The organism is Wohlfahrtiimonas chitiniclastica DSM 18708, from assembly GCF_000375345.1.
GTDB lineage: Bacteria > Pseudomonadota > Gammaproteobacteria > Cardiobacteriales > Wohlfahrtiimonadaceae > Wohlfahrtiimonas > Wohlfahrtiimonas chitiniclastica.
In genome coordinates, this window is record NZ_AQXD01000003.1 from 142025 (window position 1) to 167758 (window position 25734).

24 protein-coding genes, 1 pseudogene and 1 riboswitch are annotated in these 25734 nt (G+C 45.1%); of the genes and pseudogenes, 11 read left to right on the top strand and 14 right to left on the bottom strand.

Annotation, left to right across the window (positions count from 1 at the left end; genetic code table 11):
- Positions 1-40: 40 nt before the first annotated feature.
- The gene (hdeA, locus tag B143_RS0107240; RefSeq protein WP_018122764.1) at positions 41-406 is read right to left on the bottom strand and encodes an acid-activated periplasmic chaperone HdeA; all 366 of its coding nucleotides are present in this window, start codon (positions 404-406) and stop codon (positions 41-43) included.
- 165 nt (positions 407-571) lie between these two features.
- Between hdeA and B143_RS0107245 the strand changes: the two genes are divergently transcribed.
- Positions 572-967: a hypothetical protein gene (locus tag B143_RS0107245; protein WP_018122765.1), complete on the top strand. Its 396-nt coding sequence runs from the start codon at positions 572-574 to the stop codon at positions 965-967.
- Positions 968-1089: 122 nt separating this feature from the next.
- Positions 1090-2481 carry a hypothetical protein gene (locus tag B143_RS0107250; RefSeq protein ID WP_018122766.1) on the top strand — a complete coding sequence of 464 codons (1392 nt, stop codon included), beginning with the start codon at positions 1090-1092 and terminating at the stop codon, positions 2479-2481.
- A gap of 47 nt (positions 2482-2528) precedes the next feature.
- Here B143_RS0107250 and thiC read toward each other — a convergent pair whose 3' ends face one another.
- From thiC to B143_RS0107265, 3 genes are all read right to left on the bottom strand, one after another.
- The gene (gene thiC / locus B143_RS0107255) at positions 2529-4304 is read right to left on the bottom strand and encodes a phosphomethylpyrimidine synthase ThiC (RefSeq protein WP_008315498.1); all 1776 of its coding nucleotides are present in this window, start codon (positions 4302-4304) and stop codon (positions 2529-2531) included.
- A 123-nt stretch (positions 4305-4427) separates the two neighbouring features.
- A riboswitch (TPP riboswitch) is annotated at positions 4428-4539 on the bottom strand.
- Between the two features lie 36 nt (positions 4540-4575).
- Positions 4576-4965 carry an aspartate 1-decarboxylase gene (panD, locus tag B143_RS0107260; protein ID WP_018122767.1) on the bottom strand — a complete coding sequence of 130 codons (390 nt, stop codon included), beginning with the start codon at positions 4963-4965 and terminating at the stop codon, positions 4576-4578.
- A 31-nt stretch (positions 4966-4996) separates the two neighbouring features.
- The gene (locus B143_RS0107265) at positions 4997-6193 is read right to left on the bottom strand and encodes a BaiN/RdsA family NAD(P)/FAD-dependent oxidoreductase (protein WP_018122768.1); all 1197 of its coding nucleotides are present in this window, start codon (positions 6191-6193) and stop codon (positions 4997-4999) included.
- A gap of 158 nt (positions 6194-6351) precedes the next feature.
- On the opposite strand from B143_RS0107265, the gene B143_RS0107270 reads away from it, so the two are divergent.
- Positions 6352-6879: a hypothetical protein gene (locus B143_RS0107270; protein ID WP_018122769.1), complete on the top strand. Its 528-nt coding sequence runs from the start codon at positions 6352-6354 to the stop codon at positions 6877-6879.
- A gap of 64 nt (positions 6880-6943) precedes the next feature.
- Here the strand turns inward: B143_RS0107270 and B143_RS0107275 are convergent, their stop codons facing one another.
- The 5 genes from B143_RS0107275 to cysK form a co-directional block, all read right to left on the bottom strand.
- Positions 6944-7774, bottom strand: coding sequence for a transporter substrate-binding domain-containing protein (locus tag B143_RS0107275; RefSeq protein ID WP_018122770.1), 831 nt, complete (start codon positions 7772-7774; stop codon positions 6944-6946).
- Positions 7775-7797: 23 nt separating this feature from the next.
- A complete protein-coding gene (locus B143_RS0107280; RefSeq protein WP_018122771.1) occupies positions 7798-8526 on the bottom strand; it encodes an amino acid ABC transporter ATP-binding protein in 729 nt (242 codons plus the stop codon).
- Position 8527: 1 nt separating this feature from the next.
- Positions 8528-9208 carry an amino acid ABC transporter permease gene (locus B143_RS0107285; protein ID WP_018122772.1) on the bottom strand — a complete coding sequence of 227 codons (681 nt, stop codon included), beginning with the start codon at positions 9206-9208 and terminating at the stop codon, positions 8528-8530.
- A complete protein-coding gene (locus B143_RS0107290) occupies positions 9189-9851 on the bottom strand; it encodes an ABC transporter permease subunit (RefSeq protein ID WP_018122773.1) in 663 nt (220 codons plus the stop codon). The genes B143_RS0107285 and B143_RS0107290 overlap by 20 nt, the downstream gene beginning before the upstream one ends.
- Positions 9852-9992: 141 nt before the next feature.
- Entirely contained in the window at positions 9993-10928 is a 936-nt protein-coding gene (cysK, locus tag B143_RS0107295; protein WP_018122774.1) for a cysteine synthase A, read from the bottom strand.
- A gap of 144 nt (positions 10929-11072) precedes the next feature.
- Here cysK and B143_RS10040 point away from each other — a divergent pair, with 144 nt between their 5' ends.
- The 7 genes and pseudogenes from B143_RS10040 (at position 11073) to B143_RS0107330 (ending at position 18551) form a co-directional block, all read left to right on the top strand.
- A complete protein-coding gene (locus B143_RS10040) occupies positions 11073-11501 on the top strand; it encodes an RrF2 family transcriptional regulator (RefSeq protein WP_026165764.1) in 429 nt (142 codons plus the stop codon).
- Positions 11502-11558: 57 nt separating this feature from the next.
- A complete protein-coding gene (aspA, locus tag B143_RS0107305) occupies positions 11559-13016 on the top strand; it encodes an aspartate ammonia-lyase (RefSeq protein ID WP_018122776.1) in 1458 nt (485 codons plus the stop codon).
- Between the two features lie 152 nt (positions 13017-13168).
- Positions 13169-14341, top strand: a complete 1173-nt coding sequence (locus tag B143_RS0107310) for an amidohydrolase (protein WP_018122777.1) — start codon at positions 13169-13171, stop codon at positions 14339-14341.
- An 18-nt stretch (positions 14342-14359) separates the two neighbouring features.
- On the top strand, positions 14360-15862 hold the full coding sequence (locus B143_RS0107315) for an AbgT family transporter (protein ID WP_018122778.1): 1503 nt from the start codon (positions 14360-14362) through the stop codon (positions 15860-15862).
- 361 nt (positions 15863-16223) lie between these two features.
- A pseudogene (guaA, locus tag B143_RS0107320) lies at positions 16224-17210 on the top strand (glutamine-hydrolyzing GMP synthase); the annotation flags it as partial.
- 63 nt (positions 17211-17273) lie between these two features.
- A complete protein-coding gene (locus B143_RS0107325) occupies positions 17274-17816 on the top strand; it encodes an adenylate kinase (protein WP_008315515.1) in 543 nt (180 codons plus the stop codon).
- A gap of 18 nt (positions 17817-17834) precedes the next feature.
- On the top strand, positions 17835-18551 hold the full coding sequence (locus B143_RS0107330) for a hypothetical protein (RefSeq protein WP_018122780.1): 717 nt from the start codon (positions 17835-17837) through the stop codon (positions 18549-18551).
- Between the two features lie 175 nt (positions 18552-18726).
- Here the strand turns inward: B143_RS0107330 and B143_RS0107335 are convergent, their stop codons facing one another.
- The 4 genes from B143_RS0107335 to argC are packed head-to-tail and all read right to left on the bottom strand — an operon-like array spanning position 18727 to position 23084.
- Entirely contained in the window at positions 18727-19899 is a 1173-nt protein-coding gene (locus tag B143_RS0107335; protein WP_018122781.1) for an aspartate aminotransferase family protein, read from the bottom strand.
- On the bottom strand, positions 19893-20789 hold the full coding sequence (gene argB, locus B143_RS0107340) for an acetylglutamate kinase (protein WP_018122782.1): 897 nt from the start codon (positions 20787-20789) through the stop codon (positions 19893-19895). Before argB ends, B143_RS0107335 begins: the two co-directional genes overlap by 7 nt.
- Before the next feature lie 9 nt (positions 20790-20798).
- Positions 20799-22025 (bottom strand): bifunctional glutamate N-acetyltransferase/amino-acid acetyltransferase ArgJ, encoded by a 1227-nt coding sequence (argJ, locus tag B143_RS0107345; protein ID WP_428837381.1) that lies wholly within the window; start codon positions 22023-22025, stop codon positions 20799-20801.
- 12 nt (positions 22026-22037) lie between these two features.
- Positions 22038-23084: an N-acetyl-gamma-glutamyl-phosphate reductase gene (gene argC, locus B143_RS0107350; RefSeq protein ID WP_018122784.1), complete on the bottom strand. Its 1047-nt coding sequence runs from the start codon at positions 23082-23084 to the stop codon at positions 22038-22040.
- A 158-nt stretch (positions 23085-23242) separates the two neighbouring features.
- On the opposite strand from argC, the gene B143_RS0107355 reads away from it, so the two are divergent.
- Positions 23243-23896 carry a hypothetical protein gene (locus B143_RS0107355; protein ID WP_018122785.1) on the top strand — a complete coding sequence of 218 codons (654 nt, stop codon included), beginning with the start codon at positions 23243-23245 and terminating at the stop codon, positions 23894-23896.
- 48 nt (positions 23897-23944) lie between these two features.
- Here B143_RS0107355 and B143_RS0107360 read toward each other — a convergent pair whose 3' ends face one another.
- Positions 23945-25510 carry an AbgT family transporter gene (locus tag B143_RS0107360; protein ID WP_018122786.1) on the bottom strand — a complete coding sequence of 522 codons (1566 nt, stop codon included), beginning with the start codon at positions 25508-25510 and terminating at the stop codon, positions 23945-23947.
- Positions 25511-25734 lie beyond the last annotated feature (224 nt).

Sequence of the window (25734 nt, forward strand, 5' to 3'; positions counted from 1 at the left end):
ACTGATGAAGGTGTGGCATCATGCATTTAAGAATGATCCATTATTTTGCAGGGGCTTGCGCTGCTTCTTTTGCTTGACGCTCTGCCATGATTGCTTGGGAATCTGCAATCTCTTTTAAGGTCAAAGCAAAAGGCACATCCGGATCGCTCTCGCACACTGTACGCACTTGTGAAGAGATGTTTTCAATGCCTTCTAAATCTAAAATGGCATCTTCAATTTTGCCCTGTTTATTGAGCATGTCCACAACAGCAACCGCCACAGGGCGATAATCGGTTTTCACTTCTAAAAAGTCAGCACACGTCCATTCAAACAACGGTTTATTCGGTTTCACTTTAGCGGTTTCAGCATTGGCCATGCCTAAACCCACAACAGAAAGTACAGCGGTCAATAAAACTAATTTTTTCATGCGAGCTCCTTATTATTATCGGATTGTTCGATATCAATCTATACTTACAAGAAAACAGTTAAAATATAATATTATGTATTTTATTAAATAAAACAGTAATATTATATGTATTCACTATAGCATATTCATTTCAATATTGTATTGACTGAGCCATCAGGAGTTGCCATGAAAAAACAGTTGTTGATCACCCTTTGCTTATCGAGCCTCTTTACCCACGCCATTGCAGAGGACATTGCTTATCAAGACAAAAACCTTGCACCCATTGCAGTGAGCTATGCACCGACACCACTGTTGGCAGTATTCAGTCTCGATCCGATTCATGAGAAAGCTGAGCTTTCTAGCCTAAATCTGACTCAAAGCATCAATGCCGTGGAAAACCCCACCGAAGCCATCATCACCCTAACAGAAAGCAATCTGCCAGATGATGCGATTGAAGCCACGCAAAACACCTACTTTGTCAATAAAAGCGAACAAGGTTGGGCGGTGATGGGCGTTGAGCATGCTTATAAATGCCGCCGAGGTGAGCATACAATGGAATTCATCAACACAAAGTGCCCATAAATCATTTAATTAGAGCAACTCAGTTGCTCTTTTTTTTTGTGGATTTTGCATAAAAAGATTTCTCATCCCCAAAAAATAACATAAAATGTGCGCCCGATATTTCATGCAATGTGAGGTGATGAATGAACACTTCGACACAACGCACTTTAAAAGCGTTATGCACGCCAATTTTAGCGGCTTTAATTGTGGCAGGCTGTGCCTCTAACGATGCCGAAGCCCTCTTTAAACAACGCAATTATATTGGCTCAATTGAGGCCATCACAAAAGATCTCAATCAGCGCCAATCTTATCCTTCTGCAAGCACAAAACAGCGCTGGGTGACACTTGTTAATCAATCCATCGAGCAGATTGAGGCAATGCCACAAATCTCCTTTGAGCAGCAAACGCGCCGTTTAGAGCTGTTGCTCAAAGCACGCACGCTCCTTGAGCAAGGTTTTTATCGCACAGAATTTGCAAGCTTTACTGAACGCTACCAGACAAATGAGCTTAAAAACCAATTGGCTAAACTCTATTATGATTGGGGTCAATCCATCACCGGGAATGATCAAGCGGCGGATCAAAAACGTGCCCAAGTGTACGGGCGCGGCGCGGCATTGGCGAACTATAAAAACATGCAAAAGCTCGCTGAAAAATATCAATTGTCTTATGATCAATCCGTGGCAAAAAGCGCCTACGAACGCGGTGTGATGCTTGAGCGCGAGCAAAATCATCAAGCGGCAAGCGAAGCTTTTAAAGAGGCGCTTAACGCTTATCAAGCCCATGGCAATTATAAGGATGCATCGCAGCGATTTCGCACCAATGACCAAAAATGGCGCAAAGCCCGTGCAGATCAAGCCATCATGCAAGCAAAATCCATCGAGCAATCGAGCTATGGCAAAAAAGCCGGTTACCGCCAAATGGCCAAAGCCTATCAAGAAGCTGCCGACATCTATCAACCTTATGGCGACTATCAAGGCAGCCAAGGCTTAGCCAATCAATATCGTAATTTAGGCACTGTGCGTTACAATTACCGCATCAATGCTTATTCTGGCAATGCACAATGTGGTTTTTATGGCAATCGCGTCTCGGATCAATTGGGGCAGATGATTCAAAACACCGTCAAAGGCGAAGGTTTTACGTATGGCGCGAATCCCGATTGGATGATCACCATTAATTACACGATGGATTATCAAGATCAGCAAAATAACCAAGACAATCAGATCGAAAGCTATGTGGATCAAGCTGGCAAAGAGTGGCGTTACAACCGCACCACCACAAGCCGCGCACAAGCCTTTACCATTCGTGCCACCATTGAAAGCCGCGGGCTCGTCAATGATCAACAAACAGTGGGCACGACGCTGCGCAATCAGCAAACCCGCGTACAATACAGTGGCAATGTGCCAGCGCACATCAAAGGTTACACCAATGGCCAATTCATGAGCCAAGAAGCTTTGTGTGAAGCGGCAGAACGCGACATTCGCCAAAAGATCAATTACGTGATCGAGCGCCTTGCAAACGAGGCAAAACAGCGTTGATGGCAACAAAAAAGCGCCCATTTCGGGCGCTTTTTTATGATCAATCTTTAGCTGTAGATTTGGCTGTCATTGTCTAAGAACTCTTTTGATTTCTCTTTCATGCCCTCTTCAATCGCCTCTTTGGCAAAAGTGCCATCTTGATCTTTTAAGCGAATGTCTTGAGAGATTTTCATGCTACAGAATTTAGGGCCGCACATTGAGCAGAAATGTGCCACTTTCGCACCGGCTGCCGGCAATGTTTCATCATGATATTCACGAGCTCTTTCAGGGTCTAAGCCTAAATTAAACTGATCTTCCCAACGGAACTCAAAGCGCGCTTTAGAAAGTGCATTGTCACGGTCTTGTGCATTTGGGTGACCTTTGGCTAAGTCAGCCGCATGCGCTGCCAATTTATAAGTGATCACGCCCACGCGCACATCTTCACGATTTGGCAAGCCTAAATGCTCTTTTGGCGTGACGTAGCACAGCATTGCTGTGCCATACCAACCAATCATTGCCGCGCCAATGGCTGAGGTAATGTGATCATAACCCGGTGCAATGTCTGTGGTCAGTGGGCCAAGGGTATAAAATGGCGCATCATCACAATACTTCTCTTGCATCTCCATGTTCTCTTTGATTTTGTGCATGGGCACATGTCCCGGACCTTCAATCATGGTTTGCACATCGTGTTTCCATGCAATTTTGGTGAGCTCGCCTAATGTCATCAACTCTGCAAATTGTGCTTCATCGTTCGCATCGGCAATCGAACCTGGGCGCAAGCCATCCCCTAATGAAAAGGCGATGTCATATTGCTTCATGATCTCGCAAATCTCTTCAAAATGCTCATAAATGAAGTTCTCTTTATGATGCGCTAAGCACCACTGTGCCATGATCGAACCCCCGCGGGAAACAATGCCAGTGACGCGTTTTGCCGTCATTGGAATGTAGCGCAATAAAACGCCCGCATGAATCGTAAAATAATCCACGCCTTGCTCTGCCTGCTCGATCAATGTATCGCGGAACACTTCCCAGTTTAAATCTTCAGCAATGCCGTTAACTTTTTCAAGGGCTTGATAAATTGGCACTGTACCAATCGGCACAGCCGAGTTACGAATGATCCATTCACGGGTTTTGTGGATGTCTTTGCCTGTGGATAAATCCATCACGTTATCTGCACCCCAGCGCGTTGCCCACGTCATTTTTTCCACTTCTTCTTCAATGGAAGAAGTCACTGCAGAGTTCCCGATGTTGGCATTGATCTTGACATGGAAGTTTTTACCGATGATCATCGGCTCAGATTCAGGATGGTTGATGTTATTTGGAATGATGCCGCGCCCTGCTGCCACCTCATCACGCACAAACTCTGGCGTCATGCCTTCACGGATCGCAATGAACTCCATTTCAGGCGTGATGATGCCTTGGCGCGCATAATGCATTTGCGTCACATTTTTACCCGCTTTTGCGCGTAAAGGTTTGCGTTTTAAGCCCGGAAATGAGCCTTCAAAGTTACGAGGATCATTAATGTCTTTATAACCATTGTCCACCGCTTTGATCTCGCGGCCATCATACTCTTCAACATCACCGCGCTCTAAAATCCAATTGCGACGCAGTGCCGGTAAACCTTGCGTTAAATCCACTGTATAATTGGCATCTGTATAAGGACCACTGGTGTCATACACACGAAAGGGTGCATTTTCCTCGATGATTTGCCCTTTCGTATCTAAGGTTGGATCGAGCGTGATTTCGCGCATTGGCACACGAATGTCTGGGCGAGAGCCTTCCACATACACTTTTTGACTGCGCGGAAAACTCGATTTAATCTCAATTTTGGTGGTTGTTGTCATGAAACTCTCCATAATCTAATTGTCAAAACAAAAATGACGAGAGTCTGGCAACGTAATGAAATATGAACGATGATTTTTAGACAATAAAAAAGCCCCGCTTCCCAGTGGAAACAAGGCTCATCGAGTCGTTCGGATATACTTCCCTACGCTGGTATGAGCCAGATCAGGTCCAAAGGGTTTAAAAGCACATTTGCCTTAATCTCAGCCCACAGCGTGGACACCCCCAGTGAAATCTGCCTCATTTATAGCGTTTATTGTGGACAATTGCAACTTATACCGGATGCGTCTGCCCGTGGATTTCTTGATGGGCAACATCATCAATGCGATTGTCATGATCCACAAACACCACTTGTTGCTGCAATGTTTTCGCTTCCTCAGGCGTCACAAGGGCATAAGCAATGATGATCACCACATCATCGACTTGTGCATAACGCGCCGCCGGGCCATTTAAACAGATGACGCCAGATCCCGCTTCTCCGCGAATGGTATACGTTTCTAAACGGGCACCATTATTGACATTGACCACCTGAACTTTCTCACCTTCTAAAATATTCGCCGCATCGAGCAATTGACCATCGATGGTAATGCTGCCCACATAATTAAGATTCGCTTCTGTGACGGTGGCGCGGTGAATTTTTGATTTCATCATTGATAACAACATGTTTCACTCTTTCCTTACATCATTAAAAACATCAAACATATCCTGCGGCCGCATGCGCTGAAGCCCATGCCCATTGGAAATTAAAGCCGCCTAAGTGCCCAGTGACATCGAGCACTTCGCCAATAAAATAGAGCCCTTTTTGATGATTGCTCTCCATGGTTTTTGAAGAGACTTCTGTCGTATCCACGCCGCCTAACGTCACTTCTGCCGTGCGATAGCCTTCTGTGCCTGCAGGTCTCACCTCAAAAGCTTGCAATTGCTGCCCAAGTCTTCTTAAGCGCTCATCACTCCATTGCCCTAAAGGCTCATCACGCGCCGTTGCCCAGATGAGCGCTTGCAACTCAAGCACTACACTTTTTGGTAAATGTTCCGTCAATTGCGTTCTCAAGACAGATTTAGGGTGCGTGCGTTTAATGGACAATAGCCAATCAACCGCATCAATGCTTGGCAATAGATCAATCGTGAAGGGTTCACCATCTTGCCAATAGTTTGAGAGTTGCAAGGCCGCAGGCCCACTCAATCCACGATGCGTGAACAGTAATGCCTCTGCAAAGCTTGCCCGCTGATTGCTGAGCACCACATCCACCGCTGTACCACTTAAACGGCTGGTCAATGCTTTAAAGCCATCAGAAAATGTAAAGGGTACCAAGCCTGCACGGCGCGGCAATACCGTGTGCCCAAATTGCTTGGCAATCTCATAGCCAATGCCAGAGCCGCCGAGCGTTGGGATCGATAAACCGCCTGAAGCCACCACCAAAGATTCTGCCTGCACATTGCCAATGCTTGATTGCACCACAAAGCCACCGTTTTGATGCGTGACGTTTGTCACCTCGGCATGGGTTTCAATGGTGACATTACGCGTTTTTTCGCACTCTCTTAGGAGCATCGCTAAAATCTGTTTAGCGCCCTCTAACGTGAATAACTGCCCATGTTTGCGCTCTTCATAGGCAATGCCATGATCATTGATCAAACCCAAAAAATCCCACTGCGTATAGCGCGCCAATGCCGAAACGGCAAAGTGCGGATTGTGTGAGAGATAGTTCTCTGGCGTCACATACAAATTGGTGAAGTTACATTTTCCACCGCCAGACATCAGAATCTTTTTGCCCACTTTATTCGCTTTCTCAAGCACCAACACAGAGCGCCCACGCTGCGCCGCCATAAACGCTGTCATCAGGCCAGAAGCGCCTGCACCGATGATCACCACATCATATTGTTTCAAAATCATTTAACCCACATAACCGATTGCAGCGTCCATTATAAGAAATGCCCAAAGAAAAACTCTAATTTCTTCATGATTTAAATTGTTTATTTTGATCAATTGCGTTAGGATTGCGAAACCTTGACCTATATCAAATTTTAATCATTAATCAATTAGGGACAACGATGGAAAATACGCTCATCACACTGGCAGAAATTCATTACGATCTCGGCCTGATTGGCCATGATGAATACAGTGAACGCTTAAGCATTGCCTTGTGGCTCTCCGGCAAATACGATGACAATGACCCAAGACAATCGCCCACTGAAAAACCACAAAACCAAGAATTTATCTCGCTACTTGGCGAGAGCCGAATGCTCAGAGCCATCGATACACAGCAATCGTTCCTCTGTATGGGGTTATGGCTCTTTACCCGTGATGAAGCGAATTCTTACCCATCTGTGCCCTTTGGTTATTATAAAAATCCTAAGCAGCCGTGGCCAAAGCTCGATCCCTACACCGGCCGCGTGTACGTTTCAAAGTATCAAGAGAGTGCTAAGCACCGTTTATCCAAAGCAGATTTAAAAAAATTATGGCAAGATGAGAAAATCAAAAGCTTTTGCCGCGAAATGACCATTTGGTACCAAGAACAATTTCGCTCCCTCTCCTTTCCCGTCCGTAACCATATGCGCGCCCATAAATATCGCATGTAAAAAAAAGCCCAATCACGACAATTGGGCAAACTAGGGATTTGTATCGAATGGTTCAAGCAAAAAATTATTGGTTGCTCGCATCAATGACGATGTTGTCAGGGTTGATGTTATCGCCATAAAAAGGCTTCATGGTTTTGTCATATGCTTGATGGAAAAATTCTTGGCTCTGTAGGGTTTTGATCTCATCGTTGATCCAATTTAACAATGCTGTGTTGCCCTTTTTCACCGCAGGTGCAATCACATCTTCATTGCCAATCACTTGGATGGAGACATCAAATTCAGGGTTGTTTTTCGCCCATGCATACAGCAAAGTATTATCATGCGCCAATGCTTTTGCGCGGCCATCTTTAAGGGCAGCAAAGGCCTCTGAGTTGTGATCATACTTTTGCAATGTCACTTTTGGGTGATGCTGGGTGAAATAACTTTCTGATGTGGTGCCCTTATTCACGATGAGTACATTGCCATCTAATGCCGCAACATCCGTCACTGGCGAATTTTTAGGGGACACAATGCCAATGGCTGTTTTCATATAAGGATGACCAAAATCCACTTGCGTGCTGCGTTCAGGTGTCACCGTAAAGTTCGCAAGCGTCACATCCACTTTGTTGGCATCTAGCACATTGATGCGGCTTTGTGCCTCTGTGAGCACAAATGTCACTTTACCATCGGTGCCAAAGAGTGCCTTGCCCAATGCTTTAGCGAGCTCAATGTCATAACCTTGGGATTGCCCTTCGCGATCCACATAACCAAAGGGCGGTTTATCACTGAATACTGCCACGCGAAGCTCTCCGCGATCTTTAACAGCTTGTAAACTGTTGTCTTCTGCCACAGCATAATTGGATAAAAAGGCAGCGCCTGCCAATAACAATGCAGCTTTATGGTGACGATGTTTCATGGTGTTCTCCTCATAAATTATATTTAAAAATCAAAGACGTTTAAAAATTGACGGGCGCGATCACTTTTGGGTGATGAGAAAAACTTCTCAGGCGCAGCCGTTTCTACAATGTTGCCTTGATCCATAAACACAATGCGATCGGCAACTTTACGGGCAAAATTGAGCTCATGGGTGACGATCAACATCGTCATGCCATCGGTGGCTAAATTTTGCATCACTTCCAACACTTCCCTCACCATTTCAGGATCAAGGGAGGCGGTCACTTCATCAAACAACATCAATTCTGGGCGCATCGCTAAAGCACGTACAATGGCAATGCGCTGCTTTTGCCCGCCAGATAATTGACGCGGATAGGCACCTTTGCGATCAATGAGCCCCACTTTGGTCAGCAATTGATCCACTTCTGCCATCACTTCTGCGCGATTGCGCTTTTGCACCTTCAAAGGCCCAAGGAGAATGTTCTCTAAAACTGTCATGTTCGGAAACAGATCATAACTTTGAAACACCATGCCAATGGCTTGGCGCACTTTTGTCCAATCAGTTTTTGCATCGAGCCGCTGATCTTTAAAGATGATCTCACCTGAATCAATCGCTTCTAATCCATTAATGCAACGCAATAATGTAGATTTGCCGCAGCCCGATGGCCCTAAAATCACCACCACTTCGCCTTGCGTCACGCTTAAATCCACACCTTTTAAAATGGCGCGATCCCCAAAGGTTTTATGCAAATTATGTATCGAGAGCTGAGTCATATCATCCTTCATGCGTTGTGCGGGCTAAACGAGCAGCTAAACGTGACAACGGATAGCAGATCAAGAAAAAAGTGAGCAAAATGACGCCATAAATCCAAAAAGGCGCCATGGGATTATTCATCATGGTGGCGTATTCGATGATCTCTTTACCCACTTTCGTGATGTCTTGCACGCCGATGAGCACCAACAATGATGTGGTCATGATGATGCGCGCCGCTAAATTCAAAGCAGCCGGCAATGCGCGCACCAGCGCTTGGGGCAGCAATACATACCAAAAGAGTTCGCGCTGATTTAAGCCCAATGCCAAACCTGAATCACGCTGATGTTTTGGAATGGAGATGAGGCTACTGCGAATGATGTCGCTCATTTCAGCAGCGCCCCAAAAAGTGAAGGCAATGATGCCCACCACGCGCCCATTGATGTCCACATGCAATACGCTTGGCAAAATGTAATAGAGCACATACAAAATCACCAACGTGGGTAGAATGCGCACAATCTCTAAATAGCCTTTAAATACCCAATTCAATGGGCAATTGTTTAAAGTCCTGAGCCAGCCAAAGACAATGCCCAAAACCACGCTTAAAACAATCGCGATCACAGCCACTTCTAGCGTGTAATAAAGCCCCACCGCTAAGCGCTTAAAGGTGATCCAATCTAAAACATCAAGCCCCAAATTCTGCATGGCGCACCCTCTTTTCAATGATATGGAGGAGCATTGCCATCGGAATGATCACCACCATATAAGACAACACAAGCAGCGTTAAATTAAGATCCGTATGCCCAACACTGCTGATTTGATTGATGAGCACCGTGGTGATGTCTGTCCCTGCAATTGCGGTGAATACGGAGGTTTCTTTAAACAAAAAGATGGCATTCGCGCCAAGCGCTGGCACAGAATAGGATAAAGCTTGCGGCACCAATACATAGCGCACCAATTGCCAGCGATTCAATCCCAAGGCTTTTGCCGCATCTAACTGAATCGGTGCAATGGCGGATAAACCACTTTTAAAAGCTTCTGCCATATAAGCGCCGCCTAATAGGGATAAGCCCAATAATGCAGTGGTTTCAAAACTCAATAAAATGCCAAAGGCGCGCGGCAAACCAAAATAGAGAAAAAATAGATGCAGCAACAGCGGCGTATTGCGGAAAAAGGCCACATAACCATTGCCAAGCGCATGCAAGATTGGCACACGCAAAAAGATCACAAGGCTCACCACTAAGCCCAATGCCAAGGCAATCACAATGCCCAAGGCTGAGATTTTTAAAGTCACCCATAATGCACTGAGCACTAAAGGTAAAACATGTTGCAAGGCATCCATCATCATTTTATTACATACTTTATATATATGTTTAGTTAAGATCTAATAAAGTAACAGAAGATTTGCCCCCTTGTCAATCACCCTCCATAAATGATTGCCATAAAAAAAGCCCGAAGATGATCGGGCTTTCATGCTAAATACAATCGCTTATTTGCGTTCAAAAAGCGGCGTTGAGAGATATTTCTCTCCGCTGTCTGGCAAAATCACCACAATGTTTTTATGCTCATTGCCGGGGCGTTTGGCAATCTCAACGGCGGCTTTGACGGCGGCACTGGCTGAAATGCCAATCAATAAACCTTCATTCGCGGCCACTAAAGGCGCCATCACAAAAGCATCGCTGTCAGAAACCGTAACCACTTCATCATAAATTTTTGTGTCCAATGTTTCTGGCACAAATCCCGCGCCAATGCCTTGGATTTTATGTGGGCCTGCGCTGCCTTTTGACAACATTGGTGAGGATTCCGGTTCCATCGCGATGATCTCAATGGCTGGATTTTTCGCTTTCAAATAACGACCAATCCCAGAGATGGTGCCGCCTGTGCCAACGCCTGCCACCACAATGTCCACTTTGCCTTCGGTGTCTTCCCAAATCTCTGGGCCTGTGGTGTCCACATGCGCTTGAGGGTTCGCAGGATTGACAAATTGCCCGAGAATCACGCCATTTTCAATGGTTTGTGCCAATTCATCGGCTTTCGCAATCGCCCCTTTCATCCCTTTGCTGCCTTCAGTGAGGATCAACTCTGCACCATAAGCTTGCAATAGATTGCGGCGCTCAATGCTCATGGTTTCCGGCATCGTTAAAATGATGCGATACCCTTTTGCAGAGGCCACAGAAGCTAAACCAATGCCTGTATTGCCGCTTGTCGGCTCAATGATGACAGAACCTTCTTTTAAAATGCCCGCAGCTTCTGCCGTTTCGATCATCGCGCGCGCCACGCGATCTTTAATGCTGCCGGCCGGATTTAAATATTCTAATTTTGCTAAAATGGGAGTCGCGAGCCCTTGCGCCTTAGAAAAACGATTCAATTTCAATAAAGGGGTATGACCAATCAACTCCGTTACACTGTCATAAATTCTTGCCATCACTATTGCCTCGCTATAAAATTTTACTTGCATCTGATCAAACATACTTTTAATATATGCTTTGTATGTATACTAATTTACCAAATCATCAGCTCGATTGTCAATCGAATAATCTTTAGGGGATCTTATGAAACTGTCTGCAAAATAAAATCACGTTATGCGTTAGCCTCCGTCATCAAAATGGCCACATTATATGACTCAAAAGCCACCATGACGGTGTTAGAAATTGCAACGGAACTTAACATCTCAAAAATCTATTTAGAGCGCGTCTTCTCTCAACTCAAGCAAGGCAACGTTGTCTCTGCCATTAAGGGCTCACAAGGCGGTTACTTTTTAACTGATGTGCCAAGCGCCTTAACATTGTACGACGTTTTAAGCTGCGTTGAACCTGCATTATTTGCCAAAAATGATGCCACTGTCGAAGAGATCGCCCCCACCATTGAAAATACGCTTGAAGAACTCATTTATGCGCCCCTTGATCAAGCCATTGTGAGCACATTACAAGGCATTACTTTAGAGATGCTCGCGCAAAATGCCCAAAAAAGCAATGCTGATTATATGTATTATTTGTAGTGGTTTTGCAACTTCGCATTTTTTCCAGATGACAATAAAATTAAAGGGCTTACAATAATGAGCGCTGAAATTTTATCCACACAAATCATCCATCATAAAGGGGAAGACATGCGTACAGAAGTCGATCTATTAGGCAGCAAAGAAATATCAGATGAGTGCTACTACGGCGTGCATACACAACGGGCGATGGAGAACTTTAACATCTCCAATCAAACCATCAGCGATATGCCAGAAATCGTGCGTGGCTTAGCGCTCACGAAAAAAGCGGTGGCGCTCGCGAACAAAACATTGCGCGTCATTGAGCCACACAAAGCCGATGCGATTGTCACTGCATGTGATTTAATCTTAAATGAAGGGCGCTGTTTAGATCAGTTCCCCATTGATGTGTTTCAAGGGGGCGCGGGCACCTCATCAAACATGAATGCGAACGAAGTGATCGCCAATCTTGCCCTTGAAGTGTTAGGGGAAGCGAAAGGTCGCTATGACATCATCAATCCAAACAATGATGTCAACCTCTCCCAATCCACCAATGATGCTTATCCTTCTGCCCTGCGCCTTGGCTTTTATGAAAAAATGCAGAGCTTACTCACTGCCCTTGCTTATTTAAGAGATGGCTTAGCGATTAAAGCCGCAGAGCATCAAGATGTATTAAAAATGGGTCGCACACAATTGCAAGATGCTGTACCAATGAGCGTTGGCCAAGAGTTCAATGCCTTTGCGGCGATGCTCAACGCAGAAATCAAAGCCCTATCCATCGCCGCCGATGATTTATTGACCTTTAACCTAGGGGCAACCGCCATTGGCTCAGGCATCAATACACCTGCAAATTACCCAGAAACAGTGGTCAAACACTTATCTGAATTGGTGGGTAAACCTTGCCGCAGCGCAGAAGATCTATTTTCCGCCACATACGATTGCTCAGACTTGGTCACCTTGCATGCAGGACTCAAGCGCTGCGCCATCCGTTTAGGCAAAATCTGTAACGATTTACGCTTACTGACGTCAGGCCCACGCACGGCACTCAAAGAGATCAACCTTCCTGAATTGCAAGCTGGCAGCTCCATCATGCCTGCAAAAGTCAATCCTGTCTTGCCAGAAGTGATCAATCAGTTATGCTTTAAAGTGATGGGCAATGATGTCACCGTTTCCCTCGCCGCTGATGCTGCACAATTACAGCTCAATGTGATGGAACCTGTGATCGTGCAAGCCATGTATGAATCCATGAGTTTATTGCACAATGGCTGCCACAACTTGCGTGATCGTTGCATTGATGGCATCACCGTCAATACCGATCGCTGCCGTGATTTTGTGCTCAACTCCATCGGCATCATCACCTATTTGAATCCTGTCATTGGTCATGCTGAAGGTGACATTGTGGGTAAAATCTGTGCCCAGACCGGTAAAAGCATCAAAGAAGTGGTGCTTGAACGCGGTTTAATGACTGAAGCTGAACTCGATGAATTGTTATCTGAAGAGAATTTATTACATCCGCATCACGTTGCGCCTAAATTCTAAGATCATCCACTGAATCAATCTCAATCCCAAAGTTGCGGCTTTGGGATTTTTTTGTGCATTTTTCATTAAAACACCTTTTTTCAGTAGGTTATCTCAATAAAATCTGCTAATTTCAAGAATAATATCCCATAAAATACCTAAGGAGGACCCCCATGATTTTGGAACAGTTAAAAGCATGGCAACCTGATGCCATCAAAATCCGACGAACGATTCATATGCACCCTGAAATTGGCTTTGAAGAGTTCAAGACCCAGCGCCTCATTGTCTCGGAGCTCATGCGTTATGGCATCACAGAGATCAACACAAGCTTTGCCAAAACAGGGGTCGTGGCTGTGATCAACGGCAATCGCCCAGGGCCATCGATTGGCTTAAGGGCGGATATGGATGCCTTACCAACGACTGAACGCAATACCTTTGCCCACGCCTCCACCATCGACCATTGCATGCATGGCTGCGGGCACGATGGTCACACCACAATGTTATTAATGGCGGCGCGTTATCTAGCCACGTTCAATGATTTTAGCGGGCGCGTGGTGCTCTTTTTTCAACCGGGCGAAGAAGGCCATGGCGGCGCGGAAACCATGGTGGTCAAAGAGCGCGTGTTTGATCACTATCCTGTGGATGAAGTCTACGCTTTGCACAATTGGCCGGGTTTACCTGTTGGCACATTTGCCTTTAAAACCCACAACATCATGGCCAGTTCTGATCGCTTGTTCATCACGGTTCGCGGTAAAAGTGGCCATGCGGGCTTGCCTCATAAAGCGCAAGACCCTCTATTGGTGGCCACACACATTTACCAAGGCATTCAAGGTTTAGTGAGCCGCATGTTTGATCCTTTAGAGCCGCTTGTGGTTTCCATCACGCAGATTCATGCCGGGCAAACCAATAATGTCATCAGTGATGAAGCAAAGCTCTCTGGTACCTTTCGCACTCACTCAAAAGCGGTGCGCGAATCTTTAATTGAAAAACTCACCACATTGGTCACACACATGGCAGAAGCCTTTGGCATGACTGCCACCCTTGAATTGGGTCCCATTCATCATCCCGTCACTTATAACAGTGATGCAGAGACAGAGCGCGCGATTGAGGCTGCTGCAAGCATTGTGGGGTCAGAAAATGTCCTCACAGAGATCACGCCAATGATGACAGCAGAGGATTTTGCCCATTTTTTAGATCATCGACCGGGCTGCTATGGCTTTATTGGCAATGGCATAGAAAAGCCCCACAGCGTTGATCTTCACAATGCCCATTACGATTTTAATGATGACATCATTCCCTTTGGCGCTGCCTATTTTGTGGCGCTCATTTTTGCACACTCCCAATAGATTGTTAAAGGAGCCTTTATGACTCAACTTTCCACCAACAGCTGGTTTGATCGCCTTGAAACCCTTGGCAATAAAATCCCGCACCCTCTGTATCTGTTTGTGGGCTTATGCGCCCTCATTGCCATCACATCATGGGTGATGAGCCTCTTTAACCCCACTTTAATTAACCCCGTCAATGATCAAGTGGTGCCCATTCGCACCATTTTAAGCCATGAAGGCTTAGTGTATGTGCTGCAATCAACGGTCAATAACTTTGTGAACTTCAAGCCTTTAGGCTTGGTGCTCTCGATGATGATCGCCGTTGGCATCATGCAGGAAGTGGGCTTAGCGGATGCCACCATTAAAACATTGCTCCTCAATGCACCGAGGCGATTCATTACCATGATGGTCTTTTTTGTGGGCATCGTGGGCAATCTTGCCTCGGATGCGGCCTTTGTCTTAGTACCACCTTTAGCCGGCATCATTTTTGCGGCCACAAAACGCAATCCGATTGTGGGAATTTGTGCAGGCTTTGTGGCGGTCGCCGCAGGCTTTACCGCCAATATTTTCATTGCAGGCACAGATGTGCTCCTGTCGAGTGTGACCAATGAAGTGCTTGTCACTGTTTCCACCGAAGAGATCACGCCAGCTGCGAACTGGTATTTCATGCTACTTTCTGTGCCATTTTTAATGATCACAGGCACTTGGATCACTGAAAAAATCATCGAGCCGCGTTTTTCTGCCAAAGATGACATTGATGCTGCCCATCTTCAACAAGCCACTGATCACTATCAAGTGACGCCCATTGAAAAACGTGCCGTCAAATTCACTGGTATTTATGCGTTGCTGTTCATTGTGGGTTTAATCGTAGCCATTTTACCTTCAGATTCACCGTTTCGTAATGGTAATGGTGGATTGGTGCCCTCGCCTTTTTTAAGTGGCATGATTCCCATCATTATGGCGTTTTTCATCAGCTGCTCGATTGTCTATGGCATCCTTGCGAAAAAGATCACGCGGTTAGATGATGTGCCCATTTTAATGACACAATCCCTAAAAAACGTGGGCGGCTACATCATTTTGGTATTCTTTGTGGCGCAATTCATCGCTTGGTTCAATTGGACGAATCTCTCCCTATATTTAGCCATTGGCGGCGCAAATATCCTCTCAGCCATTGCAGTGCCCAATGTCTTTATGCTCGCGCTTTTAATGGTGCTCGCAGGCTTCATTAACCTCATTATTTTCAGTGGCTCTGCTCAATGGTCGTTGATGGCACCTGTGTTCATTCCGCTCTTTGTGCTCCTTGGCATTGAACCTGCCGCCATTCAAATGGCCTACAGAATTGGCGACTCCACCACCAATGTCATTTCTCCCACCAATCCCTATTTGCCAATGGTATTGGCCGTGATTGCGCAATACAACCCGAAATTCAAGTTCGGCACCTTTTTATCCATCATGATGCCGTATGCCACCATTTTACTCATCACTTGGGGCATTTTATTTTTGATCTATTACAGCTTAGGTTTACCGCTTGGCCCTGCTTAAGCCCATCGTTTGAGTGATCCACAGCCTTGAGCTGTGGATAACTTTGTGAGTAAGTTTGTAAGCATTTTGATACAATGGGCGCCTTCATTTACCCTTGGATAAAAGCATTATGAGCAATCAAATCGATGCCGTTTTGGTGGTTTATCAAAATCGCCAACATGCGCAAACCATCGCCCAAATGGTCAGATCCCTCAATTTTTACTGTGAATTGATGCCAGCCATCAAAGCGGATCAAGCCGCCATTGATCAAGCCCCAGCCATCATCAATTTAAGTGATGCCAGCCATTTACCGAACGAAAAAACATTCGCAGTGACAGAAGATGCTTTAAACAGCATCCACTTAAAAACAGAGATCGCGGACTTTTTAAAAACCACATGTGCATTGACGCCTAATTGGACAGTTGAAGCCTTTGCAGAACTTGAAACTGCACGTTTAAAAGAGATCGTAGGTACAGATGAAGTGATCCTTGCCCTTTCTGGCGGCGTGGATTCTTCTGTGGTGGCAGCACTCTTACACAAAGCGATTGGCAAACAATTGACCTGTATTTTTGTGGACACAGGTTTAATGCGCTTAAACGAAGGCGATCAAGTGATGCAAGTGTTCCATGAGAACATGGGCGTGAATGTGATTCGTGTGAATGCAGAAGATCGTTATTTAGCGGCATTAGCCGGTGAAAATGATCCTGAGCGTAAGCGCAAAATCATCGGTGAACTTTTCATCAAAATCTTTGAAGAAGAGGCACAAAAACTCTCTCACGCCAAATGGCTCGCACAAGGCACCATCTATCCTGACATTTTAGAATCGGGCGATCATCACGGCGCAAGCAATGTGATCAAATCACATCACAATGTGGGCGGCTTGCCAGAAGACATGAAATTTGAGCTCATCGAACCGCTTAAATATCTCTTTAAAAATGAAGTGCGTGAACTCGGTGTCTCTTTAGGTTTGCCGGCTGAAATGCTCTATCGTCATCCATTCCCAGGTCCTGGCCTTGGGGTGCGTATTTTGGGCGAAATCAAAAAAGAGTATGCAGACATTTTACGTGTGGCCGATGACATCTTTGTTCAAGGTTTACGCGCACATGGCTTGTATGACAAAACCTCCCAAGCATTTGCGGTGTTTTTACCTGTGAAATCTGTGGGCATTAAAGATCACAAACGCACGTATGAATACACCATTGCCCTACGCGCCATTGAAACGATTGACTTCATGACGGCACGCGCAGCTCGCTTACCGTATGAATTCATTGAAGAGATTTCTACAAAAATCATGTTAGAGATCCCAAAAGTGACACGCGTTGTCTACGATGTGTCTAATAAACCACCAGCAACAATTGAGTGGGAATAAAAAAATAGTGTAATATGAATAATATGTATGAACTACATATCAATATGAAATTAGGAGAATAACATGCGTATCGTATTATTAGGCGCGCCAGGATCAGGTAAAGGTACTCAAGCCACCAATTTAGTCGAAAAATATGGCATCACTCATCTTTCCACTGGAGATATGTTGCGTGCAGAAGTCAGTGCAGGCACCGCGCTTGGCGTTGAAGCGAAAAAAATCATGGATGCAGGTCAATTGGTATCCGATGACATCGTATTAGGCATGATCAAAAACAACATCGAATCCATCGAAGGTGGTTTCTTGTTAGATGGTTTTCCACGCAACTTAAATCAAGCAGAAGCGTTAGACGAATTGCTTGCACAAATCGGTGAGCCGATTGATAAAGTGATCTTCTTTGATGTGCCATTTGACATCATCAAAGAGCGTTTGATGTCTCGTGGTCGTTCAGATGATACTGAAGAAACCATCGAAAAACGCCGCAAAGTCTATGAGTCAGAAACTGCACCACTCATCAATTACTACACCAAACAAGGTAAACTTGTAACGGTTGAAGGCGTTGGCGAAGTGAACGAAATCAGTCAGCGCATTTTTAAAGCGTTGAGCTAATCACCTCTAAAGAAACAAGTGGCAGCGCAAGCTGCCATTTTTATGATTATGAAGAAAGAAACATTATTTACCTTTGCTTGTATTATTTTTGTGGCTGCTTTTGCCTACTTTGGTTTGCCCATGTTCACCCCGCGCATTGCGAACCCGAGCCATGAACCTTTTTGGTCCACCTCTTTGTCAGAACAGCAGGATTTACAAGTCTTTGACCTCACCTTGAATTCATCGACATTGCAAGATGCCATCGACCGTTTTGGCAATCGCATCACCTTAACGCTCTATGAAACGGATCAAGGCGATCAAGTGGAAGGCTACTTCAGAGAGACACAAGTCGGTCCATTTGTGGGCAGAATGGCGTTTACGCTCAATGCTGATCCCATCCATATGGATGAAGTTAAAGAAAAAGCCGAAGCTGAGAAGGCACCGATGAGCCGACATAATAGCTACAAAGTTCCGCCGGAATTGGCGAATTTGTTCAAAACCGATACACTCTTTAGCTTAGCCTTCATTCCCACGCATGTGGTCTTAACGCCAGAGGATGTCAAAGGTCGCTTTGGGGAACCTGCTTTAATCATCGAGGAGACTTTTGAGGGGAAAAATACAGGCACTCAGCACTTTCTCTACCCAGAGAAAGGTGTTGATGTCTCTTTAGATCAGGAAAAGCGTTCAATTATTCAGTATATCTCACCGCGCTTTTTTGCGGATAAGATTATTGCACCGATTCAAGGCAAAAATTGATACCGATCAAAAAAAGTTTGACAAGTGCCACAGAAGTGGTAATTTATATGTAGCTCCTGAACAAAGAGATCCTAAATAAAAGCTCTTTCAGGATCTTAAGCAAAATAACTACATAGAGGATATGACAAAACCCGCGATAGATTACTATCGCGGGTTTTTATCATGCCTCATACAATTAAGCTTGTGGCACCAAAGTTTCGAGCACTTGCTCTAAACGGCTGACCATCACATCAATGTGATCAAGCGTGACGTTTAAAGGTGGGAAGAAGCGCACCACATTATCGCCTGCCCCAACGAGCAATAAACGGTTCTCAAACGCAGCTTTCACCACATCTGAAGATTTGACCACCGATTCATCAAATTTAATGCCAAGCAACAAACCTGTGCCACGAATCTCTTGAATGAATGGATAACGCACGCGCAATAAATTGAGTTTCTTTTGTGTATATGAGCCGCGCTCTTTGACTGCTGCCACAACGCCATGATCCACCAATTCTGTCAAAACGGCATTGGCAATCGCGCATACAAAGGGATTGCCGCCATATGTGGAACCATGATCACCCGGTACAATCACATCATTCGCTTTGTCTTTCGTTAAACAAGCAGCTATCGGCACGCCGCCGCCAAGGGCTTTCGCTAGCGTCACCACATCTGGCACCACATCAAGCTGCTGATACGCAAACAGTGTGCCCATTCTGCCCATGCCACATTGAATCTCATCGAACACCAATAAAGCATCGTGTTGATCCGCTAAATCACGCAATGTTTGTAAAAATTCTGGTGTGGCTGCACGAATGCCGCTTTCTCCTTGCACGGGCTCAATGAAAATGCCACAAAAGTCATCATTGACCAAAGCTTTGGCCATCTCGACATTATTGAATTCACACTCAACCACCTCGCCCATCAACGGACGAAATGGCTCTTGATATTTCTCTTGCCCAGTAATGGCTAAAGCACCTGTACTGCGGCCATGAAAGGAATCCTTCATGTAAAGGATTTTGCTCTTTGTTGGCGCAGTTTTATGGCCATATTTACGGGCAATCTTCACCGCCAATTCATTCGCTTCTGTGCCTGAATTACAGAAAAACACTTGCTGATGAAAACTATTGCGAATCAATTTTTGCGCCAATGCCGTTTGTGCATCATTGTGATACAAATTTGAGATGTGAAAGAGCTTCTCACTTTGCTCTTTTGCCGCTGCAACCATCACAGGATGCGCATGCCCTAAACAATTAACCGCAATCCCTGAAACACAATCGATGTATTCCACATTTTGATCACTGTATAAAAATGGACCTTTCCCGCGCACAAATGTCACAGGAAAGCGTTGGTATGCATTCATTAACATGTTGTCGCTTCCTTTTTAGCTTCTTTAATCAAAGTGCCCGCCCCTTCTGCGGTGAACACCTCTAACAATATGGCGTGCAATGTTTTGCCATTTAAGATGATGACGTTTTTCACGCCGCGATCAATGGCATCTAAACATGTGCGCACCTTTGGCAACATTCCGCCTGAAATGATGCCATCATCAATGAGTTTTTCCACTTCATCGTAAGTCACTTCTTGCAATAATGTGGAGGGATCTGTGTGATCCATCATAATGCCATCCACATCCGTCAAGAAAAAGAGACGAAAGGCATTGAGCTCCGCGGCAATTGCCCCTGCCACATAATCGGCATTGATGTTATAGGTATTGCCCTCTTCATCCATGCCAATCGATGAAATGACAGGAATATAGTTTTCACGCGCCATTGTGGTGATCACATCCGGATTGATGGATTCAATTTCCCCCACAAATCCAATGTCAATTTGTTCACCCGCTTTGTGGGCAAACTTTTTACGCGCCGTGATCAAGCGACCATCTTTCCCACTTAAACCAATGGCTTTGCCGCCTTGGCGCTGAATGTCTGCCGCAATGCCTTTGTTGATCTTTGCGGACAACACCATCTCTGCAAGTTCCACCGTCTCTTTGTCGCTGATGCGCAGCCCTTCGATGAATTCTGTAGACTTATTGACGCGCTCAAGCATCTGATTGATCTCAGGCCCACCGCCATGGACAATCACCGGGTGGATGCCCACATATTTCATCAAAACAACATCTTTGATGAACTCTTGGCGAATCTTTTCATCCACCATTGCGCTGCCACCATATTTGATGACCACTGTTTTGCCGTGATAACGACGAATAAAAGGCAGTGCTTCCACCAAAACGGCTGCCTTTTCTGTATTGCTAACCATGATCCATCCTTAAGTTCTATAATCTGCGTTAATTTTAATGTAGTCGTAGGAAAGGTCGCAGCCCCAAGCCACGGCATGTTGATCTCCGTTGTGTAGATGAATTTCGATCTCAACTTTCTTTTCGCTAAAGATCGTTGCCAAAAGGGATTCATCAAACGCAATGCCCGCACCTTGTGCCACGATTTGCACGCTCGCATCGCCGCCTTTGACAAAAATTTCGATTTGATCCACCAATAAATCTGCCGCAGAATAACCCACTGCACACAAAATGCGTCCCCAGTTGGCATCGCCGCCAAAAATGGCTGTTTTCACTAAGCTTGAGCCAATCACTGATTTAGCCACTTTACGGGCATCATTTAATGTTTTGGCATTGTAAACACGCGTTTCGATGAGTTTTGTGGCGCCTTCTCCATCTTCAGCAATCTTCATGGCAAGGGTTTGATTCACAAAACGCAAGGCCGCACGGAAAGTTTCAAAATCCGCATCTTGCTCAGACACAAGCGGCGCATTGCCTGCTAAACCATTGGCTAAAATGATGGCAGAGTCATTTGTGCTCGTATCGCCATCGACAGAGACCATGTTATAGCTCTCATCGACACTTTCTAAAAAGGTTTTTTGCAATAAAAATGGATCAATCGCCACATCGGTTGTGATGAAACCCAGCATCGTGCCCATATTCGGATGAATCATGCCCGAACCTTTAGCAATACCGCCAATGGTGACAATGCGACCTTTGATCATGACTTCCACAGCGATGTGCTTTTGCGTCAAATCTGTCGTCATGATGGCTTGCGTGGCATTGTCGCCATCACGCGAGAGTTGATCAAGTGCCGCCGTTGCTCCTGCAATGATTTTATCCATCGGCAATGGAACACCAATGATGCCTGTTGAAGCCACCGCCACTTCATCGGTGGCTAAATCTAAACCATTGGCCACCACTTCACACATGGTGCGTGCATTATGAATACCCGCTTCCCCTGTACATGCATTGGCATTGCCGCTATTGATGACAACCGCGCGCACTTTACAATCTTTCAAATGCGCTTCAGACACTTGTACCGGCGCTGCACGCACTGCGTTGCGCGTAAATGCGCCAGCAGCCACTGCGGGCGCTTCTGAATAGATCACAGCCATGTCAAGCTTACCGCTTGCCTTAATGCCTGCCTTCACACCTGCGGCCACATAGCCGAGTGCAGATGTGACGCCCCCCTCTTGAATGATTTTCATAATTGTTATTCCATTGTTATGTTAGATGTACATCGATAGTTGATGAATACCGGTGGTTTCTTTAATGCCAAACATCAAATTCATGCATTGCACCGCTTGCCCACTCGCCCCTTTAATGAGGTTATCAATCGCGGACACCACAATCACTTTTTGGCGTGCTTCATCGACGCGTAAACCGACTTCACACAGATTACTGTTTTTCACATGAGAAATTTGTGGCAACTGATTCACAACGCGCACAAATGGCTCATCTTTATACATCGCGATGTACTGCTGATACACCTCGGCTTCTGTCATGGGCTCTGTGATGTCTAGATAGATCGTCGATAAAATCCCACGGTTAATGGGCAACAAATGTGGCGTAAAAGTGACATCCATGGGTGCATGCAAAAGTTTGCTCATCTCTTGGGCAATCTCTGGCGTATGACGATGAGAAAATAAACCGTAAGCTTTAAAATTTTCATTGAGCTCTGCAAAGATCAATTCTAATTTCTCGCTGCGCCCTGCACCGCTGACGCCAGATTTTGCATCAACAATCACAGAAGGTTTCACTGCTCCTGTCTTTAAGAGCGGCGCAACGCCTAAAATGGCAGAAGTTGGATAACAACCCGGGCATGCCACTAAATTGGCATCGGTGATCTCATCGCGATACAATTCGGGCAAGCCATACACCGCTTGACGATTGATGGCAGGATCATCATGCTCTGTGTTGTACCATTTCTCGAAGATTTTCTCGTCATCAAAACGGAAATCTGCGCCTAAATCAATCACCTTAATGCCAGCTTCTAAAGCTTTTTTTGTCAAAGGTTCTGATAAACCATGAGGCAACGCTAAAAAAAGTAAATCGATGGATCGCAGTCGTGGCTCGACCTCTTCTAAATTGATGAGTCGTTTATCAAAAAATGATTCATAGTTTCGGTACACTTCCGAAAACTGTTTTGCACTGTGGCTGTGCGATGCGACAAAGTTAATCACCACGTTAGGATGTTGATGCAAGAGCCAAACCAATTGCTGGCCTGCATATCCCGTGGCACCGATGATACCGACCGAAATACTTTTTTGTGACATATTTTCCTCCTTGAACATCATAATGTAGCAAGGAATCTTCGGTTAAAGAATAGGCAATTCCATTTTTTTGATGATTTGAAAAATAAAAGATGACTTTCCCCTTTTTCATCAAATCGCTACCATACTCTAATGAGTCATTGAACAATGTAAGGAGATTCATGAAATATTTCTATCGCACCCTCTTATCCCTCGCAGTGTTGACGCAATTGAGCATCGCCCTTGAGTTGCCTAAAGAGATGACGCTTGAATACAGCGGCCCTTATGGCATTCCGGCCACCTTAAAATTTCAACACGATGATAAAAATTACACCATCATCACCAACATCAACATTCCATTTAAAAACATGCGATTTGTCACCAAAGGCATCATTAAAAATGATCAATTGATGCCGACGCAATACAGCGTCTATCGCAGTAATGATCTCTATTCATCGGCGCAATTTGATTATCAAAAAGGCACCATCACATATGGCAAATTGCCCACGCAAAAAAGTGAGTCGTTGCCACAATTGACCCAAGATTTATTCTCCATCGCTTGGCAAATGAGCATCAACCAAAATGCCCCTAAAGCTGGCACCCATGCCACCAATGGTAAAAAACTCTATGCCCTGCAAGCCCTTGAGAAAAAAGCCGACAAGCAACACTATGTGAACAATAAAAAAGAGGTGTCTGCCTATTATGTCGGCGGTGAAGGCGATAAAAAGATTGAAGTGGGTTTGGCAAAAAATCTCTACTTTGTGCCCTCCTTCATCGTCTACTACGATAAAGGCAAGCGCTATGAGTTAGAGCTTCGCCGCCTAACCACTCAATAAATGCCCATAAAAAAAGCCCTGCAATGCAGGGCTTCATTCATTTTAGAATCAGCTCGCTGGCGTATATAAATATGCACCTTCAATGCCAAGTGGTAAACCTAAGCCCCACCACACCAACAAAAAAACAATCCATGTCACTAAGAATGCCAATGTGTATGGAATCATAGTGGAGATCAATGTCCCAACGCCTGTTGATTTCACATAACGCTGACAATACACCACCACTAAGGCAAAGTATGTCATCAATGGTGAAATGATATTCGTTGTGGAGTCACCGACGCGATAGGCCGCTTGTGTCAATTCTGGCGCGATGCCTAAATGCATCATCATTGGCACCAAAATTGGGGACAACAATACCCATTTTGCTGAAGCCGAACCAATGAATAGGTTAATGAATGCGATGAATAAAATCGCCAATACAACGGTGGTATAAGCCCCCACACGTAAACCTTGAAGGCCTTCAGCGCCTGCCAATGCAATGATGCGTCCTAAACCTGATTGCGTGAATGCTTCGATGAAAAACGCACAAAAGAACATCATCACAAGGAAGCTGCTCATGTCTTTCATATTTTCCATGAGCGATGCGATCACATCATCCGCTTTTTTGTAATAGCCCACCAAATAGCCGTACACAATGCCCGGAATGATGAAGCCAATGAAGATGATGGCCACAATCGAACGCATCAAAGGTGCGCGCGCACTTGTTAAAGAGCCTTCTGTACGCAGTAATGAATCTGCCGGAATCGCCCAAATGGTGAAAACCGCTAAAATTGCAATCATCACGAAAGAGGCAATCCAGAATGCACGGTTCTCTTTTGGCGTCACATCACGGCGCTCTTCAGCTTGTGTGTCGCCGTCGATTTTAACGCCTGCTAAGCGAGGTTCGACGATTTTATCCGTCACAAACCAGCCCACAATCACCAAGAAAAAGACCGATGCACTGCCAAATGCCCAGTTAGAGAGCACGTTTACTGTATATTCAGGATCAATGATGCGCGCGGCTTGTTCTGTAATGCCTTGCAATAAAATGTCGTTTGTTGAAGGGATCAAGTTTGCAGAGAAACCCGCAGACACACCGGCAAATGCTGCGGCAATCCCCGCCACAGGATGACGACCTGCTGCATAGAATAAAATCCCGCCAATTGGAATCACGACGATGTAGCCGGCATCTGCCGCAAAGTGGCTGAGCATCGCCACAAAAAGCACCATCGGTGTTAACAATTTGTTTGGCGTAATGTTGAGTAATTTTTTCAATGCCACATCAATGTAGCCGGTGCGTTCTGCCACGCCAATGCCGAGCATTCCCACAACCACAACGCCAAGCGGTGCAAAACCAATGAAGATTTTGACAAAATTTTCTAAGAAGTAGACAATTTTCTCGCCAGACAATAAATTATGTACATGCTCCACAGAAGTATTGATTTCACCGGAAGCATTGGCAATCGAAAACGAGAAATTCACGTAGGACAATGGCCACGATGCCACCATGATCAACAACATCGAATAAAAGAATAACAATGAGGGTGAGGGCAATTTATTCCCCACCCACTCAATGCCATTGAGAAATTTATTGACCAATCCCACGGATCGATCTTTAACTTTAGGCTCCGCCATCAGTTGCTCCTTAGCTTTTTTGAATACAATAAACGCCCAATATTACTAAAAAGCTACATTTTTATCTTGAGTTTTGTCCAAATAAAATAATTTTTTTCATTTATTTTAAAAAAATTTCCAAATAATTTATTTATATTTTACTTTACACCGTTCATTGGGCAGTCATTGGTAGTTTTTTTGTTTCCCAATAGAAAATTTTTAATGACAATTTTTCGTCAGACGTT